General features: G+C 62.6%; 16 protein-coding genes and 2 pseudogenes. 9 read left to right on the top strand and 9 right to left on the bottom strand.

The genetic code is table 11. The features are described 5' to 3' along the window. Nucleotides 1-4 precede the first annotated feature (4 nt). The 7 genes from JWP26_RS05835 to JWP26_RS05865 form a co-directional block, all read right to left on the bottom strand. Nucleotides 5-868: a carbohydrate ABC transporter permease gene (locus JWP26_RS05835; RefSeq protein ID WP_299724633.1), complete on the bottom strand. Its 864-nt coding sequence runs from the start codon at nt 866-868 to the stop codon at nt 5-7. Further along, on the bottom strand, nt 865-1,788 hold the full coding sequence (locus JWP26_RS05840; protein WP_299724636.1) for a carbohydrate ABC transporter permease: 924 nt from the start codon (nt 1,786-1,788) through the stop codon (nt 865-867). Before JWP26_RS05840 ends, JWP26_RS05835 begins: the two co-directional genes overlap by 4 nt. A gap of 53 nt (nt 1,789-1,841) precedes the next feature. Then, nucleotides 1,842-3,080, bottom strand: coding sequence for a sugar ABC transporter substrate-binding protein (locus tag JWP26_RS05845; protein WP_299724638.1), 1,239 nt, complete (start codon nt 3,078-3,080; stop codon nt 1,842-1,844). Between the two features lie 50 nt (nt 3,081-3,130). Further along, a complete protein-coding gene (locus JWP26_RS05850; RefSeq protein ID WP_299724640.1) occupies nt 3,131-4,150 on the bottom strand; it encodes a LacI family DNA-binding transcriptional regulator in 1,020 nt (339 codons plus the stop codon). Between the two features lie 160 nt (nt 4,151-4,310). After that, entirely contained in the window at nt 4,311-5,087 is a 777-nt protein-coding gene (gene otnI / locus JWP26_RS05855) for a 2-oxo-tetronate isomerase (RefSeq protein WP_299724642.1), read from the bottom strand. Between the two features lie 12 nt (nt 5,088-5,099). Then, nucleotides 5,100-7,202: a CHASE2 domain-containing protein gene (locus JWP26_RS05860; RefSeq protein ID WP_299724644.1), complete on the bottom strand. Its 2,103-nt coding sequence runs from the start codon at nt 7,200-7,202 to the stop codon at nt 5,100-5,102. Nucleotides 7,203-7,228: 26 nt separating this feature from the next. Beyond that, nucleotides 7,229-8,143: a helix-turn-helix domain-containing protein gene (locus JWP26_RS05865; RefSeq protein WP_299724646.1), complete on the bottom strand. Its 915-nt coding sequence runs from the start codon at nt 8,141-8,143 to the stop codon at nt 7,229-7,231. A gap of 105 nt (nt 8,144-8,248) precedes the next feature. Between JWP26_RS05865 and JWP26_RS05870 the strand changes: the two genes are divergently transcribed. The 5 genes from JWP26_RS05870 to JWP26_RS05890 all read left to right on the top strand — a co-directional run bounded on the left by JWP26_RS05870 (nt 8,249) and on the right by JWP26_RS05890 (nt 14,537). Next, nucleotides 8,249-9,523 (top strand): extracellular solute-binding protein, encoded by a 1,275-nt coding sequence (locus tag JWP26_RS05870; protein ID WP_299724648.1) that lies wholly within the window; start codon nt 8,249-8,251, stop codon nt 9,521-9,523. 103 nt (nt 9,524-9,626) lie between these two features. Continuing rightward, on the top strand, nt 9,627-10,523 hold the full coding sequence (locus tag JWP26_RS05875) for a carbohydrate ABC transporter permease (RefSeq protein WP_299724650.1): 897 nt from the start codon (nt 9,627-9,629) through the stop codon (nt 10,521-10,523). Continuing rightward, on the top strand, nt 10,520-11,401 hold the full coding sequence (locus JWP26_RS05880) for a carbohydrate ABC transporter permease (RefSeq protein ID WP_299724652.1): 882 nt from the start codon (nt 10,520-10,522) through the stop codon (nt 11,399-11,401). Before JWP26_RS05875 ends, JWP26_RS05880 begins: the two co-directional genes overlap by 4 nt. An 11-nt stretch (nt 11,402-11,412) precedes the next feature. Next, nucleotides 11,413-12,498 carry an ABC transporter ATP-binding protein gene (locus JWP26_RS05885; RefSeq protein WP_299724654.1) on the top strand — a complete coding sequence of 362 codons (1,086 nt, stop codon included), beginning with the start codon at nt 11,413-11,415 and terminating at the stop codon, nt 12,496-12,498. Nucleotides 12,499-12,524: 26 nt separating this feature from the next. Continuing rightward, the gene (locus JWP26_RS05890; protein WP_299724656.1) at nt 12,525-14,537 is read left to right on the top strand and encodes an aldo/keto reductase; all 2,013 of its coding nucleotides are present in this window, start codon (nt 12,525-12,527) and stop codon (nt 14,535-14,537) included. 525 nt (nt 14,538-15,062) lie between these two features. Here JWP26_RS05890 and JWP26_RS05895 read toward each other — a convergent pair. Next, nucleotides 15,063-15,986, bottom strand: coding sequence for a hypothetical protein (locus JWP26_RS05895; RefSeq protein WP_299724658.1), 924 nt, complete (start codon nt 15,984-15,986; stop codon nt 15,063-15,065). A 79-nt stretch (nt 15,987-16,065) separates the two neighbouring features. Next, nucleotides 16,066-16,212 (bottom strand): hypothetical protein, encoded by a 147-nt coding sequence (locus tag JWP26_RS05900; RefSeq protein ID WP_299724660.1) that lies wholly within the window; start codon nt 16,210-16,212, stop codon nt 16,066-16,068. Between the two features lie 173 nt (nt 16,213-16,385). On the opposite strand from JWP26_RS05900, the gene JWP26_RS05905 reads away from it, so the two are divergent. The 4 genes and pseudogenes from JWP26_RS05905 to JWP26_RS05920 form a co-directional block, all read left to right on the top strand. Then, nucleotides 16,386-16,727 (top strand): helix-turn-helix domain-containing protein, encoded by a 342-nt coding sequence (locus JWP26_RS05905; RefSeq protein ID WP_299724662.1) that lies wholly within the window; start codon nt 16,386-16,388, stop codon nt 16,725-16,727. Between the two features lie 231 nt (nt 16,728-16,958). Next, entirely contained in the window at nt 16,959-17,162 is a 204-nt protein-coding gene (locus tag JWP26_RS05910) for a hypothetical protein (RefSeq protein WP_299724664.1), read from the top strand. A 347-nt stretch (nt 17,163-17,509) separates the two neighbouring features. Continuing rightward, nucleotides 17,510-18,514 (top strand): annotated as a pseudogene (locus tag JWP26_RS05915) (transposase domain-containing protein); the annotation flags it as partial. A gap of 73 nt (nt 18,515-18,587) precedes the next feature. Beyond that, nucleotides 18,588-18,782 (top strand): annotated as a pseudogene (locus JWP26_RS05920) (hypothetical protein); the annotation flags it as partial. Nucleotides 18,783-18,824 lie beyond the last annotated feature (42 nt).

Consider the following 18,824-nt stretch of genomic DNA (forward strand, 5'->3'; position numbering starts at 1 on the left):
GGAATTATTTGACCGCGCCGGCCATCAGGCCGCGCATGTAGTAGCGTTGCAGGATGAGGAATACGGCGAGGCACGGGATGGTCATCACCATGACGCCAGCCTGCACCGCCCCCCAATTGATCGCCCCGAGCCGGCCGGCGCGCACGGCCGTCATCAGCACCGGCAGGGTATATTTCTCGTTGTCCGACAGCAGGATCAGCGCCGCTAGGAACTCGTTCCACGAATTGAGGAAGGCGAAGATCGCCACGCTGGCGAGGCCAGGCGTGACCAGCGGGAGCAGCACGCGGACCAGCAGCGTGAGATCGCGGGCGCCATCGATGCGCGCGGCCTCCTCGATTTCGCGCGGCACCGCATCGAAGGCGTTGCGCATCATGAACACCGAGAAGGGCAGTTGCAGCGTCACATAGACCAGCACCAGCCCGACCAGCGAATTGTTGAGGCCCAGCTTGGCTAGGATGATGAAGAGCGGCGTCAGGATGGACTGGAACGGGATCATCAAGGTGGCGATGATCAGCACGAAGAACACGTTCTTGAGCGGGAAGCGATATCGCGAAAAACCGTAGCCGGCGAGCAGGCTGACGATGACGGTCAACACCACCGTTGCCAGCGCCACGACCATGGAATTGAACGTGTGCTGCCAGATGCCGGCGCCAAAGGTGTCGAGCACCGCATAGGTGTCGAAACTGATGCCATGCGTCGGCCAAGGCGGTAGCGGCGGTGATTGCGCTTCGCTGCCGGTGCGCAGCGAGGCCAGCCCGGTCCAGGCGAATGGCGCGAAGAAGAACAGCGCCGCGCCGATACCGAAGGCGTGGTAGCCGAACCCGCCCCAGAATTTGCGCCGCTGACGCGCTTGCATGGTGGCGGTCATTTGTCGTCTCCCACGCGCAGCAGGCGAAGTTGCACGACGCTCAGCACGATCAATATGCCCAGCAGCGCGATGGACAGCGCCGAGCCATAGCCGAGGTGGAACGACACAAAGGACTGGTTGAAAATGTAATAGACCACCGAAATCATCCGGTTCTGCGGCCCGCCGCTGGTCATGATGTAGAACTGATCGAAGGCCAGCACCGAGCCGGTGACCGAAAGGATCAGCGCCAGCGCGATGGTGCGGCGCATTAGTGGTAGCGTCACATGGCGGAAGCGCTGCCAGCGCCCTGCCCCGTCGATCCGCGCCGCCTCGTTGAGTTCAACCGGGATCGACTGCAGCCCGGTGAGCAGGATGATCATGGTGAAGCCCGCGACCTTCCACACCACCATGACGATGATGGTCCAGAAGGCGCTATCGAAGGTGGCCAGCAGGTTCACCTTCTTGCCGGTGAAGCCCATCATGCGAATGGCCGGGCCGATCAGCCCGCTGTCGACATTGGCTAGCCACACCCACAGCAGCGAGGCCGTCGCCAAGCCCACCACGACCGGCATGAAGAATATTGTGCGGTAGAACCCCACCCCGCGGCGCTGCTTTTCGACGAACAGCGCCAGCGGAAAAGCGACGATGAAAATCGCGATCGTAGTGATGACGGTATAATAGGCGGTGAACCGCAGCGACGACAGAAACCGCGTGTCTTTGAGCATTTGCATATAGTTGCCCAGCCCGATCCATTCGGGCTGGCCCAGCAGCGGCCAGTCGTGAAAGCTCATCCAGAACGTGAACAGCACCGGGATGACGAAGAACACGATCACCAGCGCCATGGCCGGGGCGATATAAAGCAGCCCCTGCCACTGCCCCAGGCGGGCGCGGCGGCGGCGCGCGCGCGCCGGCACGGCCAAGGTGAGAGCGGGACTGGTCATCGTATGGCTCCGGAAGGGAAGTTGACCGGGAGCCGAAGCCCCCGGCCCGTGCCTTACTTGGCGTTGTCGATGATCGACTGCATTTCGGCCTGCGCATCGGCAAAGGCCGCATCGACGTCGTCGCCATAGATGGCGGCGTTGATGAAGGTCGCCCATGGGCCGTTGCTGGAGTTGATCAGGTCGTTGAACAGCACGGTGTAGGGCGTCTTTGCGGTCGCGATGGCGTCAACCGCCACCTGCAGGCGCGGATCGAGGCCCTTGAGCACGTCGGCGGCGATATCGCTGCGGGTCGGCAGGCTGCCGTTCTGAGCAAACACCTTCTGGGCTTCGGGCGAATACATGTATTCGATGAATTCCTTCACCGCGGCCATGTGGGGCGTGCCCTTGGTGACGACGATATTGTCACCGCCGGCGAAGGACGAGGTGCCGCTGGTAATGCCCGGGATCGGCGCGATGCCGAAGTGCAGGTCCGGATACTGGTTGATCATGGTGCCGATGGCGAAGGCGCCCAGGCTCTGCTGGCCGATCTTGCCATTGGTGAAGCTCAGGAAGTTGGTGCCGTTATCGGTCGCGGCGCTTTCCGGCACCAGGTCTTTGGCGACCATGGAGCGGTACTTGTCGATCGCCGCGCGCATTTCCGGCGTGTCGAGCGTTGCCGTCTGGGCGTCCTCAGAGAGGATATCCTTGCCTTCGGCCCAAACCAGCGGGGTGAAGGTGAAAATCATGCAGCCGCCGCAGCCGCCGCCGGAGAAGTAGAAGCCATAGGTATCATCGCCCAGGGCCCGGATCTTTTCGGCATTGGCTTCGATTTCGTCCCAGCTCGTCGGCGCTTTGTCAGGATCGAGACCGGCGGCCTTGTAGAGGTCCTTGTTCCAGGCGAAAACCGAGGTTTCCACCGACAGCGGCAGGCCGTAATTCTTGCCCTCATAGGTGCCCAGCTTGACATGCGATGGCGCCAGGGCATCGAAGTATGGCAGGCCATGGGCCCAATCGGTCAGGTCTTCGAGCTGGCCGGCGGCGGCGAAAGACGGCGTATAGATCAGGTCGAGCGACAGCGCATCCGGCGCCTGGCCGCCGGCGATGGCGGTGGCGTATTTCTGCACCAGCTCTGCAAACGGCACTTCGGTCAGCGCGACCTGGTTTTCGTGACTGTCATTGTAGGCCTTCACGACGCCAGTGAATGCAGCGCCAATGCCGGTGCGGACCCACATATTGATGGTGTCGGCCGCCGAAGCGTTCGATACTAGGCACAGCGTCGCAATGCTGGCCGTTGCTAAAAGACGTTTAAGCATTTCATTCCTCCCTGTTGGGGCCCTCAAACACGCCGGCCCGTGGCGTAACTTCAGCCTGCTTCCGCTCCTCCGCAGGATTGGCGCACGACCAGTTGGCACGGCAGTTTCCGGATTCCCGGTTCTACTGTCTTGCCTTCCGCCATCGCCAGAACCGTCAGCCCGGCCTCCTTGCCGAGGGTCTTGAGGTTCATATCCACACTGGTCAGCGGCGGACGCGTTGCCGCCGCGACGATTTCCCAATTGTCGAACCCGACCACCGACACATCGCGCGGCACATCGACACCGCGCTCGCGCAGCGCATCGACCACGCCACGCGCAATCTGGTCATTGCCGCAGAAAATGCCGTCTGGATGGGGGCCAGAGCCGGCCCACAATTGCGCGACCGCATCGTGTCCCCAGGCTTCCGACCATTTGCCGTGCAGAATTTCAGCATCCGCCCCGACCACGCCGGCATAGGCATCGGCGCGCTCTTTCACCGAGGCAAAACTGGCCGGCCCGGTGACGTGAACAATGCGCTTTCGGCCTAGCCCCGCCATCCATTGCACTGCCTCGCGCGAGCCCTGCGCGTCGTCCGACACAAAGCGCACGCTATCGTCAGGACCATCGGTGAAGGCATAAACCACCGGCACCGGCAAATGGCTCAGGTCCACCGGCAGCCGGCGGTCGATGCGCTTGCCGGACGCGATGATGCCGTCGACCTGCTTGTCGAGCATGGCGTCCACATGAATTTTCGCCAGCACCGGATCGTCCTCGATGGTGCAGAGGAAAACCGACACGCCGTGATCGACCAGCGCTTCGGAAATTCCGGCCATCAGCGGAAGGGTGAAACGGCCGTAGGTATCGTTGGTCAACAGGCCGATGGTGAAGCTGCGTTTGCCCTGTAGGCCTCGCGCCATAGCATTGGGCCGGAAGCCCAGCTCCACCGCCGCACGCTTCACCCGCTCGCGCGTTTCGGCCGTCATCCGCCCGGTGTCGTTGAGCGCCTTGGACGCCGTCGCGACGCTGACGCCGGCCGCCAGGGCGACGTCGTAGATGCGGATGCGCTCAACCTTTTTAGCCTGCTGTTCCACCGGATTCCGCGAAAATGAGAAAACGTTTGCGCATTTGAGATAACGTTTTTCCACATTCGATTATGGGCGTCAAGTTGGATGCACGAAGATGATCATGAAAATTCGGCCGGCCGGACGTTGGCCGTCACCAGGCCCGACTGGACAGAATTACCCGCCAACGTCAGCGATAGGGCTGCATCCAGCCGAGACCGGCCGTGGTCGTGGTCCTGGGCTTGTATTCGCAGCCAACGAAGCCGTCATAGCCGAGCCGGTCGAGGGCCGGCAGGACGTTGGCATAGTTGATTTCGCCGGTGCCCGGCTCGTTGCGGCCGGGATTATCGGCGATCTGGATATGGGCGACGCGTTCGCGCAGCCGCTCATAGGTCGCCAGCAGATCGCCCTGCATCACCTGGGTATGATAGATGTCATATTGCAGGAACAGATTGCTGTAATCGACGTCGGCCATGATGGCCTCCGCATGGTCGGTGGTGCTGAGAAAGAAGCCCGGCATATCGCGCTGGTTGATCGGCTCCATCAGCAGCTTGATGCCGGCGTCAGCCAGTCGCGGCGCGGCATATTTGAGATTGTCGACCAGCGTCGACTGCAGCAGAGCTCGATCCGCGCCCGCGGGTGCGATGCCAGCCAGGCAATTGATCTTGGTGCAGCCGAGGGCCTTGCCATACTGGATGGCGGTCGCGACACCGGCCTGAAATTCCTCGACCCGGTCGGGAAAGCAGCCGATCCCCCGCTCACCCCCGGCCCAATCGCCGGCCGGGAGGTTGAACAGCGCCTGTTGCAGATTGTGTTGCCGAAGCAGGTCGGCGATGACCTCCGACGGATAATCATAGGGCCCGACATATTCCACCGCCGGAAAACCATCGGCGGCGGCCGCCGCAAACCGCTCCAGGAATGGCAATTCGGCATAGAGAAACGTCAGATTGGCGGAAAATCTGGGCACGGTGAAAAATCCTCAGTTCAGCGGCATATCCGGCGCGAAGTCGGCACGCCTTGTGACAATAGCATCGTAGAACGCCGGTAGCCGCGCATCGAAAGCCGCCAAGGCACGGCATTCGGCGATCTCGGCCAGCGCCGGCTCCCCTGCCCGCAGCGCTAACAGCAGCCGGTCGTGACAGGCGGCCAGATCGGCAAAGGCCGCGCTTGTTGCCAGCTCTTCTGGCCCCAGCAGGAGATGAATTGGCTCTCGCTCACTCATCCCCTTGAGCGCGATGGAGCCGGCATCGAGCAGCGCCAGTTCGGCAACGGCGTCGCGGGTCTCGCGGGTCACCAAAATATCGTAAAGCACCGTCTTGCAAGCGCTTTCGAGGCGGCTGGCGACGTTGACGGTTTCCCCGACACAGGAATAATCGAACCGCGCCTCGAACCCCATATTGCCCACCAGCGCCGGGCCGGAGGCGATGCCGATGCCGATGGCGATCGGCTCGGCGCCTTGCGACAGGTTGGTCTGGTTGAGCTGTCCCAGCGCCTCGCGCATGGCTAGGGCCGCCTGACAGGCCCTCAGCGCGTGGCGCTCGACGTCCACCGGCGCATTCCAGAACGCCATCACGGCATCGCCCATGAACTTGTCGATAGTGCCCATCTGCTCGATGATCGCCGCGCCCAGCGCCCCGAACAGCGTATTGAGCATCCGCACCAGGTCGGTCGGCGCGGTCTTTTCGCTGATGGCGGAGAAATTGCGCACGTCGGAAAACATTACCGTCAGTTCGCGAACGTCGCCGCCCAGCCGCAGGCTTTCGGCATTGTTTTCGATCTGCGTCAGCAGCGACGGCGCCACGTAATGGGCAAAAGCATTGCGAATACGCCGCCGCTCGGCATCGGTGATGGCGAACTGGAAGAAGGCCATTGCGGCATAAACGATCAGCGCCCCAAGCAGCGCGAAGCTCGGGTCCAGCAACAGCCCATATTGGGTGAAGGCGAACCAGCTCGCCGCGGTGGTTACCAGTGCGACCATGACCGAAAACGCCAGCCCAATCAGCGGGCCGGTGAAGATGATGGCCAGCGTAATGGCGATGCCGCTCAGCACGAAGACCAGGATTTCGAGCCCCCCGACCCAGTCGGCGCGATTGAGATAAACGCCGGTCAGCATCTGCTCCAGCGCCTGCACGTGGATGGACACGCCGGGGACAGGCTCGCCGAGTGGGCTTTGCCGCACATCGAGCAGGCCGCTTGCGGAGGCGCCGACGAAGACGATATTGCCCGCAATCTGCGGCGCGAGGCTAGCATAGTCGTCAGCCAGCAGATTGCGGGCGGAGACATAGGTCGACGGTCCTAGATGGCGATAATACAACCACAGGTCACCGCTCGGCCCGGTCGGCACGGTGATATCACCGATCCGCAGGGCCTCAATGGTGCCGGTATTGGTGGTGTCGCCCAGCACAACCAGTGTCGAAGTCCCGAAGGCGACGCGCAGGGTTTCCACCGACAGCGCCGGAAACTCCGATGTGCCATTGGACCACAGCAGCGGCAGGCGACGGGGAATGCCGGAGTTCTCCTGATCGAGGCTGGCGACGCCAAGGCCCCTCGCGGCCTCGGCTAGCTGGGCCATCGGCAGCGCCGCGCCCGTCAGCGTCGGCAAAAACGGCAGCGGATCGGCCCCCGTCATGGCAAAACCGGCCTTGGCCTGCTGCGGCAGCACCGCACTATTCTCGTTCTGGGTGAAGCTCAGGATCGACGGGCCACCAGCCAGCGCCGCCGCGAATTCGGCGTCGTAATCCACGCCACCGGCGGCGCTTGCTGATGGAGAAAGGCGATCCGGCTCGGGAAACAGCACGTCGAAGGCGATAGCGGCGGCGCCGAGTTCGGTCAGGCGCTGGGTCAGGGTCGCCATGGTATGCCGCGACCACGGCCACTGCCCGATTTCAGCGAGCGACCGCTCATCGATATCCACGATCCGAATGGGCAGGTCGGGCGCGGCGCGCGGACGCAATTGCTGGAAGAAGTCGAAGCTAGTCTCGCGCGCCACCCGCAGCGGATAGGGGTCGGCAGCGCGCAGCAGCACAAGTGCGGCAATGATGCAAAAGCCGAACAGGAAGGCCCAGAGGCGCCGTTTCCACATGAGTTGACGCCGCCTGCCCTGCCCGATCAGTTATATTGCCGTTCCGGGACCAATCGATGCTCGGCTGGAGTCGGCCGGGTGCGCACGTCGCGGCGGAAATCGGTGGGCGACATGCCGGCAATCTTGCGGAATGACTTGTTGAACGCGCTCAGCGAGCCAAACCCGCTGTCCATGGCCACATGCAGCACGTTGGCGTCATCCTGCATCAGCAGCGCCTGGGCATAGCTGAGCCGCATCAGGTTCACATAGTCGTTCAGCGTCATGCCGGTCGATTTCTTGAAGACGCTCATCGCGTATTTCGGATGGATATCGGCGGCCTTGGCGATATCGGACGAGTCGATGTCCTCGCGGAAATTGTCGGCGATGAAATCACAGATACGCACGACGAGAGGCGAGGAATGATTGTCGAGCCCGACCACGGCGTTGGCCTCGCCGGCTGGGCTGGACAGCAGGTCATAAGGATCAAAACGAACGCGTTCGATGCGCAGCAGCAACTCATCGATCGCCATGCTGGCCTTCATCGGATCCCCTGATCGCGCATAAGCATTCCATCGCTCGAAGTTCGGCGGATCCGAGGCATCGGTCGCTTGAGTGATTAGCGTTGCCCCCTGCATCAGCTTGGACTGCATGTTCTGCGGTAATCGCAGGCGAAAAAAATGCACCAGCGGCAAATGTCCGCCGGCATAAACAAGGTCGTCCGATGCATCGTATAGTTGATGGGGCAATCCTCCCCAAAACAATGCCATCTCCCCGGTGTTCAGGCGCACTTCATGGCCGCTCATGCGGTAATGGGCCCAACCGCAGATGATGTAATTGACCTCGACCTGCGCGTGCCAATGCGCTGCCCGCATCAGCAGGGGTGAAGTATGAAACATGTTCATTTCCGTCGGCAGGCGCTCCACCCCGTTGCTGTCGGGTTCGTAATACGCCCTTTGTGCCATCTTACTTTCCGCCAACTCTGCATGCCCATTGAGTGGGACGCCATGTCTTATTCAGGTAGCTTAGAAACGGCTCAGCATAAGAGCAAATGAAAAGGGAGGACTACAATGAACCGTATCGCTTCGCGGCGCGGGCGTCTGCTCGGCCTGGCTCTGGCCGGAATCAGCTTTTTCAGCGTCGCAGCCGCTTCGGCCGGGGAAATCTCGGTCTGGGTCTGGGACAAGGCCTTCAACGGCGACACCATGCGTGAGGCCGGCGCGCTCTACACCGCCGACCATCCGGACGTGACCTTTAACGTCGACGACAGCGCCAGCCAGGACGATATCCGCGCCAAGCTGCAGACGCAGCTGCTTGCCGGCAGCACCGATGGCCTGCCCGATATCGTGCTGATCCAGGACGATATCGCCCAGAAGTACCTGCAGTCCTTCCCCGGCTCGTTCGAGCCGCTGTCGGACAGCATCGATATGTCGGTCTTCGCACCCTACAAGGTTGCGGCCGCCACCTATGACGGCAAGTCGTACTCGTTGCCCTTCGATTCCGGCGTCACCGGCCTGTTCTACCGCTCCGACTATCTCGAGGCAGCCGGCTTCAAGGCCGCCGACCTCAAAGACATCACCTGGGATCGCCTGGTCGAAATCGGCACCGAAGTCAAAGCCAAGACCGGCCATCTGCTGCTCGATCTCGATCTCAACGATACAGGCGTCATCCGCATGATGATGCAGTCGGCCGGCCAGTGGTATTTCAATGCCGATGGCAGCCTGCATGTCATCGACAACGCCCCGCTCAAGAAGGCGCTCGAGACCTACGCCAAGTTCTACACTGCGGGATTGGTCAAGCCAGTCTCCGGTTGGGCCGAATATACCGGCACGTTCACGTCGGGCGAAGTCGCCGCCGTTCCCGTTGGCGTCTGGATCACCGCGACCATCAAGGCCAATGCCGATCAGTCCGGCAAGTGGGCCGTGGCCCCGATCCCGCGCCTCGACATGGAAGGCTCGGTCAACGCCTCCAACCAGGGTGGCTCGAGCTGGTATGTGCTGTCCTCCTCGGACAACAAGGCCGAAGCCATCGACTTCCTCAAGACCGTCTGGGCCGGCAACAAGGATTTCTACCAGGACATCCTGATCAAGCGCGGTGCCGTTGGTTCCCTGCTCGCTGCCCGTGAAGGCGATGCCTACAAGGCCTCCGACGACTTCTTCGGCGGCGCACCGGTGTGGCAGGACTTCTCCACCTGGCTGAGCCAGATCCCGAGCGTGGATTATGGCACCTTCACCGCCGAGGTCGACTCCGCTGTGCAGGCACAGTTGCCCGGTATCATTGCGGGCGGCGACATCGACGCGGCCCTGCAGGCGATCAACGATCAGGCCCAGCAGCAGATGCAATAATCTGCTGCGTGAAAGCGGGCTTCAGCTCGCTTTCACCGCCGGGCGCCCAAAGCGCCCGGCGCCTATTGGACGTGATGACGTTGCTGCACCAGGGAGGTGACAATTGGCACAGGCGCGACTCGATCGCAGAGAGCAGGTTACCGGGTGGACATTCGTCGCCCCGGCGCTGATCCTGCTCGGACTGTTCATGATCTACCCGATCGTGTGGTCGCTCTGGATGAGCTTCCAGGTCGGCAAGGGCATGAATCTCAGCTTTGGCGGCTTCGCCAATATCATGCGGCTGACCAAGGATCCGGTCTTCCTGCGCGCGCTGGGCAACACCTTCACCTTCTTTATCGTGCAAGTGCCCATCATGATCGTGCTCGCCCTGCTGTTCGCAGTGGCGCTGAACGACTCGACCCTGAAATTCCGTGGCCTGTTCCGCACCGCGATCTTCCTGCCCTGCGTGACGTCGCTGATCGCCTATTCCACCGTGTTCAAGTCGATGTTCGCCACCGATGGCATCATCAACGAAGCCCTGATGGCGGTCCATCTCATCGGCGCACCGATCGGCTGGTTCAGCGATCCGTTCTGGGCCAAGGTGGCCATCATCCTCGCCATCACCTGGCGCTGGACCGGCTACAACATGATTTTCTATCTTGCAGCGCTGCAAAACATTGATCGCTCGATCTATGAAGCCGCGCGCATCGATGGCGTTCCGGCCTGGGCCCGGTTCCGCTACCTCACCATTCCCATGCTCAAGCCGGTGATCCTGTTCACCACCGTGATCTCCACCATTGGCACGCTGCAGCTGTTCGACGAGGTCTACAATTTCACCGCCGGCAATGGCGGGCCATCGGACTCCACCATCACCCTGTCGCTCTACATCTACAACCTGACCTTCAAGTTCATGCCCAGCTTCGGCTATTCGGCGACGGTGTCCTGGGTGATCGTCGTGGTCGTGGGCATTCTGAGCTTCATGCAGTTCCTTATCGCGCGTGATCGGAGGAGGTCGTCATGACATCGACCACGATGGCCGAAAATACCGGCTCGGCCGCCACCAAAGTTGGCGTGGCCACATCGGCTGCGCCGTTCCGCCTCATCCGCCGGGGCCTAGTGTATCTGCTGCTCAGCATCGCCGCCTTTATCTCGGTATTCCCGTTCTACTGGATGATCGTGGGCGCCACCAACCTGTCGGCCGACGTCATCAGGGGCAAGGCCACGCTCGGCGGCGCGCTGTTCACCAATGCCGCAACCTTCTTCGCCCAGGTCGATGCGCCCCGCATTTTCTTCAACTCGGCCTTCATCGCCGTCGTCGCCACGGCGCTGACGTTGGTGATCTCCTCGCTGGCCGGTTACGGCTTCGAAATGTTCCGCTCCCGCGTGCGCGAACGCATCTTCGGGCTGTTGCTGCTGCTGCTCTCCATCCCGTTCGCGGCGATGATGGTACCGCTGTTCGTGATGTTCTCACAGGCCAAGCTGGTGAATACCTACGTGGCGGTTATCCTGCCAACCGTGGCCTCGATCTTCATCATCTTCTACTTCCGGCAAGCCACCAAAGCCTTCCCCACCGAATTGCGCGACGCCGCCAAGATCGATGGGCTCAAGGAGTGGCAGATTTTCGTGTTCGTTTACCTGCCGGTGATGCGCTCCACTTACGCCGCCGCGACCATCATCGTGTTCATGGCCAACTGGAACAATTACCTGTGGCCGCTGATTGTGCTGCAGACTGCGGAAAACAAGACGATCACGCTGATCCTGTCTGCCCTCACCTCGGCCTATACGCCCGATTACGGCATGATCCTGTTCGGCACCGTGCTGGCGACCCTGCCCACCCTCATCATTTTCTTCCTGCTCCAGCGCCGCTTCGTCGAAGGCATGCTGGGCGCGGTCAAATAGGTGCATAGAACATGAGCCATCTCACGCTTAAGGCCGTGCGCAAATCCTACGGGTCGGTCGAGGTCATCAAGGGCATCGACCTGGCGATCAAGGCCAAGGAGTTCGTCGTTTTCGTCGGCCCCTCCGGCTGCGGCAAGTCAACCTTGCTGCGCATGATCGCCGGGCTTGAACATATCAGCGACGGCGATCTGGAGATCGGCGGCAAGCGGATGAACGATGTCGATCCAAGTAAACGCGGCATCGCCATGGTGTTCCAGTCCTACGCGCTTTATCCGCACATGACCGTCCGCGAAAACATGGGCTTCGCCCTGCGCTTTGCCGGCGTCGCCAAAGATCAGATCGCCAGGCAGGTCGCCGAGGCAGCGCGCATCCTGGCGCTGGAGCCGCTGCTGGACCGCGTGCCCAAGGAGCTTTCGGGCGGGCAGCGCCAGCGCGTCGCTATCGGCCGCGCCATCGTGCGCAATCCCGAAGTTTTCCTGTTCGACGAGCCGCTGAGCAATCTCGACGCCGAGCTGCGCGTGCATATGCGCATCGAGATCGCGCGGCTGCACAAGGAACTGCAGACCACGATGATCTACGTCACCCACGATCAGGTCGAAGCCATGACGCTGGCCGACACCATCGTGGTGCTGCGCGATGGCCTGGTGGAGCAGGTCGGCAAGCCGCTCGAGCTTTACGACGATCCGGCCAACCAGTTCGTTGCCGGCTTCATCGGCTCGCCCCGCATGAACTTCATGGCCGCCAAGGTGGTCGAAGCCGGCGCCGGCACGGTGACGGTTGCGCTGACCAAGCAGGGCAATGCCCACGTCACCCTGCCCCTGACCGCCTCCCCCGCCATCGGCTCCGACGTGACGCTGGGCGTCCGCCCCGAGCATTTCGGGCTAGCTGGCGCCGGCGATGCCGACTTGGCGGTCGATGTGGACGTGGCCGAGCATCTCGGCGCCACCAGTTATCTCTATGCCAATACCGGCACCGGCGAGCAGTTGATCATCGAACGCGAGGAACTGCGCAACGAGACTGGCAAGGAAAACCTCACCGTCTCGGTCCGCGCCGCCAATTCATACCTGTTCGACAATTCGGGCCAGCGCCTGCGCTAACGCCCTCTCTTTCTAGGAGCAATTTCATGACCGAAACTAAAAAAGTCCGCTGGGGCATTATCGGGCCGGGCTCGATCGCCAAGGCATTCCAGGGCGGCGTTGCCGGCTCCAAGCATGCTGAACTGGTCGCCATCGCCACCCGCAATCCCGAAAAGCCGGGCCTCGCCACCGACTTCCCCGGCGCGCGCATCCTCAAGGGCTATGACGCGCTGCTGGCCGACAAGGACGTCGATGCGATCTATATCGCGACGCCCCATCCCGGCCACGCCGAATGGGCGATCAAGGCTGCCGAAGCCGGCAAGCACGTGCTGGTGGAAAAGCCGATGGCGCTCAGCGCCTTCGAGATCGACGCCATTTTCCACGCCCACCGCAAAGCCGGTACCTTTGCCGGCGAAGCGTTCATGTATCGCCTGCACCCGCAGGTCAAAAAGCTGGGCGAGCTGATCGCCTCCGGCGTCATCGGCGAAGTGCGGATGATCCAGTCGAGCTTCGGCTTCTCCATGGGCAAGTTCCAGCCGCAGCACCGCCTGTTCGCCAATGACCTCGCAGGGGGCGGCATTCTCGACGTCGGCGGCTATCCCGTATCGATGTCGCGCTTCATCGCAGGCGCCGCCATGGGCAAGCCCTTCGCCGATCCGATCAAGGTTTCCGGCACTGCCAAGCTCAACGCCGAAGGCACCGACGATTGGGCCGCCGCGGTCCTGACCTTCGAGAACGGCATTGTCGCGCAGGTCTCCTGCGCCGTGATGGCCAATCTCGATAACGTGCTGCGCATCCATGGTTCTGAAGGCCGCATCGAGGTTCCCGAATTCTGGTTTGCCGGCGGCAATCGCGACCAGGGCCTCGGCCGCATCGACGTCATCAAGGGCGGCAAGACCGAAACCATTAGCGTCAACGAAACCGGCCACGTCTATGCCTTCGAGGCCGATGGCGCGTCCGAAGCGATCCTGGCCGGCCGTCATGAATTTGCCGCGCCGGGCATGAGCTGGGCCGATAGCCTGGGCAATGCCCGCGTGCTCGACAAGTGGCGCGCCGATGCCGGCATCGAATTCAACATCGAAAAGCCGGTGAAACGCGTCAACACGCTTTCGAACCGTCCTCTCGCTTCGGGCGGCACCGCCATCCCGAAGCGCTCGATCCCCGGCCTCACCAAGCAGGCCTCGGCCGTCGCTTTGGGTTTTGAGGATTTCAAGACCTTCTCGTCCGGCGCCATCCTGCTCGATGCGTTCTGGGAAAAGGGCGGCAACCTGTTCGACACCGCCTTCGTCTATGGCAGCGGCTATACCGAAAAGCTGTTCGGCGATTGGCACAAGAGCCGCGGTACCCGCGAGCAGTCGGTGCTGATCGGCAAAGGCGCGCATAGCCCGCTGGTCTATCCCGACGTCATCGCCAAGCAGTTGACCCAGTCGCTGGATCGCCTGCAGACCGACTATGTCGACGTGTATTTCATGCATCGCGATAATCTGGATGTTCCGGTCGGCGAGTTCGTCGATGCCATGGATGCCGAGGTCAAGGCCGGTCGCATCCGTGGTCCGTTCGGCGGCTCCAACTGGACCCGCGAACGCATGGACCAGGCGATTGCCTATGCCGACAAGACTGGCAAGCAACGCCCCGGCGCCCTGTCGAATAATTTCGCTTTGGCGGAAATGCTCGACCCGATCTGGGCCGGCTGCGTCACCTCTTCGACCCCAGAATGGAAAACCTGGCTCAACGATCGTCAGGTCACCAATTTCTCGTGGTCAAGCCAGGCCCGCGGTTTCTTCACCGACCGCGCCGGTCGCGACAAGACCGACAACGAAGAACTGGTCCGCGTCTGGTATAACGAGCAGAACTTCGGCCGCCGCGACCGCGCGATCGAACTCACCAACAAGCTCGGCCATTCGCCGATCCATGTCGCGCTGGCCTATGTGCTCGCCCAGCCCTTCCCCAGCATCCCGCTGATCGGGCCGCGCACGCTCGGCGAACTCGACGACAGCATCAAGGCGTTTGACATCAAGCTGACGCCGGAAGACCTGAAGTGGCTGGAAGACGGCAAGTAAGCGCGTCAACGCCGTAGCCTGAACGTACTCAACACCCTCGGGCTCGCCCCGAGGGTGTTTTGATTTACACAGGTGTGCAGAGACACTTGATCTCGGAGTGGGCGGGAACGAGTGAAAAGAGGCGGGAAAGGGTGGAAAGGCTTGGTGGCGTGGGGTTTTGGCCGGGCGGTGGTGGTCGGTTGGCATCGGCGGCCTGGGACTCTTGAATTTGGAGCGGCGGAGGCAAGGGGACACTTCGATCTGGAGTGGGCCGATTTGTGCGGGCGGGCTTCAAGGGCGCCGTGAAGTGGCTTTGAGGCCCCGATTTCCTGAAGTTTACGGGGCGGGCATGATGGAGTCGAGGGGTTGGTGACTGCCACCCGACGCAACACCGGCGCCGGACGCCGACAACGCGATTATGCTGACGGGGCAAAAGGGACCGCGATGCCGGCAATCGGGGCGTTTGCGGCGCGCTGACGGTCCGGCGAGGCAAGCGGGGCGAGTTGCAAGATGCGCGTCTAATTGGCTCCAGACTTAGACGGGTTTTTAGAGCTGTTTGGCGATCTGGGTGCTGAGCCAGCTTGTATAGGTCAGCCCATCCACCGCCACGGTGCTGTCGTTGACGCCGGAGGCGTCGCCCTGGTCGGCTAGGTAGGTGCACTGTGCGTAGCTACGCAGCGGCACGCCGAAGCCATTATCGGCGTCATAGGTCAAATTGACAGTGAACAGGCGGGGCCGCACCGTGCCCGCGCCGATCTCCTGAACATAGAATTCGATTATGCTGGCGCTTCGGTTGCCCTGGGCTTTGGCGAGGGTGGCCCATTGATCGGCAGTGAGCGGCGTTGCAGTCTCGGCGAGGTCAATGCGGGCATAGGTCGAGGGGGCCGCCAGTCGCTGCTTCAGGCTGCCCTCGCACGCCTTGAGCATAGCAGAATCGAACAGGTTCGAGATTCCGCCCCCCATGACCAGGGCTGTCGTTGCGGCCAATGCACCGGCGACGATGACGCCGGCCGCTACATACGCTCGCTTCATCGCAAATCCCCCGATCAATGCTTTTGCGCAGACCAGACGATGCGGTGCAAGGGGGGTGGGTTTTTGGCAGGCACGGGAAAGCGCCAGTTCGTATCGGCATCGGCCGCCAGCTCTAGGCGATTGTCTGGCGTGCGATAGAGCCGGCGCGGCAGTAGCTTCGTCGCCGATCTCCGCCAGATAGACGCCGGAGCGCAATGGCTGACCTGGGCGGATATCGAGGATGACTGAAGCGCCTTTGGGCAGAAGCGGGCCCATCCCGCCGTCATCGAGCGTGGCGTAACGGGCAGTGCTTTCGCTCAAGCCGAACAGATTGGATAGCCAGACGGCGCTGACGGCGATGTCGGAGGGCACCCAGCGCTCGATGCTCGTGCCGGCCTGGTGGACGAGCTGCGGGCGCAAAGGCAGCAGTTGCACGAAGCCGGCAGCGGGTGTCGACATGGGTCCGGCCTCGCCCAAACCCTGCCGCCAGCCCAAAGCCTCAATATCCGGGCGCTGCTGGTAGCCGGTGGCAACCCAGTCAAGTAACCTTGGCTTCGATGGCGATGGGCAGGATGCCGTCTACCGGGAGACGAGCACCCTCCTTACGCCAGTTGTTGACGGTGTCGGGGCTGACTTTGGCCAGTTTTGCCGCCTTGGCGAGTCCACCGACCATCTCAACGAGCATGGCCACGCGCTCGTGCTGGGGCACGGAAAAACCGGGAATGCCAAGGGATTTCTGGAGGTCAGCCAGGGTTGGTCTCCGTATGTGCGCAGACAGCCGATAAAATCGGTTGATAGATGCCGAGCAAATCAGTTATCGTCACGTAAATACTCGTCACTTTGACCGAAGGGGCGGTTATGTCAGCTCCTGCCTTGTCGCATTCCGGGCATTCAAAAGTCGAGTCAAAAGCCGCGTCCGGATTAGACGCGCCGAGCGCTGTTGCGCTGGAGCGTCATGAACGAGTGGCGTTGGTGGTGCGACTGCTCGGTGGCACCGGCCGCGCGGCAAAAATCGCCAAGGTCAGCCGTTCCACCATCGATAATTGGCGCAAGGAAGGCGTGAGCCAGCCGATCGACGGACTGCTCACGCTCGCTGTCGCTGCCGGCATCTCGCTGGACTGGCTGGCCGGTAGTGACCGCCAGATCGATCGCCAATTTGAGGCCGGGCTCGGTGAGTTCGGCCAGAGGGGCGGCAACTGATGCTCGACGCGTCCCTACTCGACATGCTGGACGGGGGCGATGCCTCGGCGCTGGTCGAGACCATTGCCAGCGCGCTGAGCCAAGGCTTGCCCCGAAAGTGCCGACGTCATCGCGGCAAAGATCGCCGAAACCACAGGGATCAGGCTCTCGGGTCACACCCTTTACACCTATACCGCACCCTCCAAATCCGACCGGCAGATCAGCCTGATCGAGTTCGTCGCCTTCGTCCGCGTGACCGGGGCCCTGTGGCTGTGGGATTTGCTGGTCGAGGACGATGGCCTAGTCGTGCTGCAGGGTGCCGAAGCCAAGCTGGCCCAGCTCGGCCATTTGCGCGAGCAGCGCAGGCGCCTTGATGACGATCTGCGCGGGCTGGAACGCGAGCTGCGCGAGGACCCGGTGCATGTCTCCAAGCGCCGCCCCGGGAGCCATCCATGATGGCCTGGTTGACGGCCGCCGAAATCGTGGAAGCGAGACTGCCCGGCCTGCCAGGCGACAAGGGCGCCCTCTCGCGGCTGGTGGCTCGTGATGGCTGGCGGGATAGTCCGTTCGCCCGTGAAGGCGAGCGCGGTTGGGAATACCATGCCAAACTGCTGCCGGCCGAAGCCCAGGCGGCTCTGGCGGTGCGATCCGCCAAGGCCGCGATGCCGGGCCTGCAGGTTGTGGCGGCCGAGCGGTCCGATAGCGCCTGGGCGCTGTTTGAAGCCCTGCCGGAAAAGACCAAAAGCGAAGCGCGCGTGCGCCTTTCGGTGCTGGACCAGGTTGGCCAGCTCAAGGCGGGTGGCATGAAAGCCGGAGATGCCGTGGCGCTGGTCGCACGGCGCGCCGAGGTGTCGCCCTCAACCCTGTGGGGTTGGTGCAAGCTGGTTGACGTCGTGCCGCGGGCCCATTGGCTGGCGGCGCTGGCGCCGCGCCACAAGGGGCGAACGGCCACGGTCGAATGCGACCCACGCGCCTGGGATTTCCTTGTCGCCGATTATTTGCGCGCCGAGCAGCCCAGCTTCAATGCCTGCCTGCGCCGGATGATGGAAGCCGCGGCCGAGCATGGCTGGGCCCCGATCCCGGCTTCAAAGACCCTGCAACGCCGGCTCGAAAAGACCATACCGGCAGCTGTTCGCACCCTGGCACGCAATGGCCGCGAGGCCGCCGCGCGGCTCTATCCGCATCAAAGCCGCGATCGGTCGGGATTTGCCGCAATGGAAGCGGTCAATGCCGATGGTCACATGTTCGACGTGTTCTGCCGCTTCGAGGACGGCACGATCGGCCGCCCGACGATGGTGGGCGTACAGGACTTGGCGAGCGGCCTGATCCTGGGCTGGCGCGTGGGCGAAACCGAAAACTGGACCGCGGTGCGCCTGGCTTTTGCCGATGTCGTCACCCGGTTCGGCATTCCCCAGCAATGCTGGCTGGACAACGGTCGCGCCTTTGCCAGCAAGTGGCTCACAGGCGGCATGAAGACCCGGTATCGCTTCACCGTGCGCGATGACGAGCCCTCCGGCATCCTGACCGAATTGGGCATCAAGGTGCATTGGACCACGCCCTATCATGGGCAGGCCAAGCCGATCGAGCGCGCCTGGCGCGACCTGTGCGAGGAGATCGCCCGCCACCCCGAATGCGCCGGCGCCTATACGGGCAACAATATCGACGCCAAGCCCGAAAATTACGGCTCAAGGGCCATCCCGATCGACCAATTCCGCGCCTTGGTGCATCGGGAAATCGTGCGCCACAATGCGCGGCCGGGGCGGACGGGCGGGGTCTGTAACGGCCGCAGTTTCGCGCAGACCTTTGCCGACAGCTACGCGGGTGGCCTGGGCGCGACCCATGCCAGCCAGCCACGAATGGTACCGGGTCAATTCCGTGCCCTATGTCGAGGCTTTTGCCGATCGCACCATCCTGCTGCCGCGCGACGAAGACGTGCTGCGCGATCACCAGGCGCTGGCCTATGTCGGCGGCGTCATCAAGGTGCCCGACGATTTCCGCTTCAAAGGCGCCGATGGGCTTGATCGCCATGGCGATACGGCCATCGCCGGACTGCTGCTGTGGTTCGCCAGCCTGCAGGGCGCCATGGAATACGACTATCGCGGCGCCGGCGAGGCCACC

It is taken from the genome of Devosia sp. (assembly GCF_028290435.1).
Classification (GTDB): Bacteria; Pseudomonadota; Alphaproteobacteria; order Rhizobiales; family Devosiaceae; genus Devosia.

Coding starts and splice junctions, on each gene's coding strand:
- JWP26_RS05835 (WP_299724633.1), bottom strand. CDS start 868: ATGACCGCCACCATGCAAGCGCGTCAGCGGCGCAAATTCTGGGGCGGG.
- JWP26_RS05840 (WP_299724636.1), bottom strand. CDS start 1,788: ATGACCAGTCCCGCTCTCACCTTGGCCGTGCCGGCGCGCGCGCGCCGC.
- JWP26_RS05845 (WP_299724638.1), bottom strand. CDS start 3,080: ATGCTTAAACGTCTTTTAGCAACGGCCAGCATTGCGACGCTGTGCCTA.
- JWP26_RS05860 (WP_299724644.1), bottom strand. CDS start 7,202: ATGTGGAAACGGCGCCTCTGGGCCTTCCTGTTCGGCTTTTGCATCATT.
- JWP26_RS05865 (WP_299724646.1), bottom strand. CDS start 8,143: ATGGCACAAAGGGCGTATTACGAACCCGACAGCAACGGGGTGGAGCGC.
- JWP26_RS05870 (WP_299724648.1), top strand. CDS start 8,249: ATGAACCGTATCGCTTCGCGGCGCGGGCGTCTGCTCGGCCTGGCTCTG.
- JWP26_RS05880 (WP_299724652.1), top strand. CDS start 10,520: ATGACATCGACCACGATGGCCGAAAATACCGGCTCGGCCGCCACCAAA.
- JWP26_RS05885 (WP_299724654.1), top strand. CDS start 11,413: ATGAGCCATCTCACGCTTAAGGCCGTGCGCAAATCCTACGGGTCGGTC.
- JWP26_RS05890 (WP_299724656.1), top strand. CDS start 12,525: ATGACCGAAACTAAAAAAGTCCGCTGGGGCATTATCGGGCCGGGCTCG.
- JWP26_RS05895 (WP_299724658.1), bottom strand. CDS start 15,986: ATGTCGACACCCGCTGCCGGCTTCGTGCAACTGCTGCCTTTGCGCCCG.
- JWP26_RS05900 (WP_299724660.1), bottom strand. CDS start 16,212: ATGCTCGTTGAGATGGTCGGTGGACTCGCCAAGGCGGCAAAACTGGCC.
- JWP26_RS05905 (WP_299724662.1), top strand. CDS start 16,386: ATGTCAGCTCCTGCCTTGTCGCATTCCGGGCATTCAAAAGTCGAGTCA.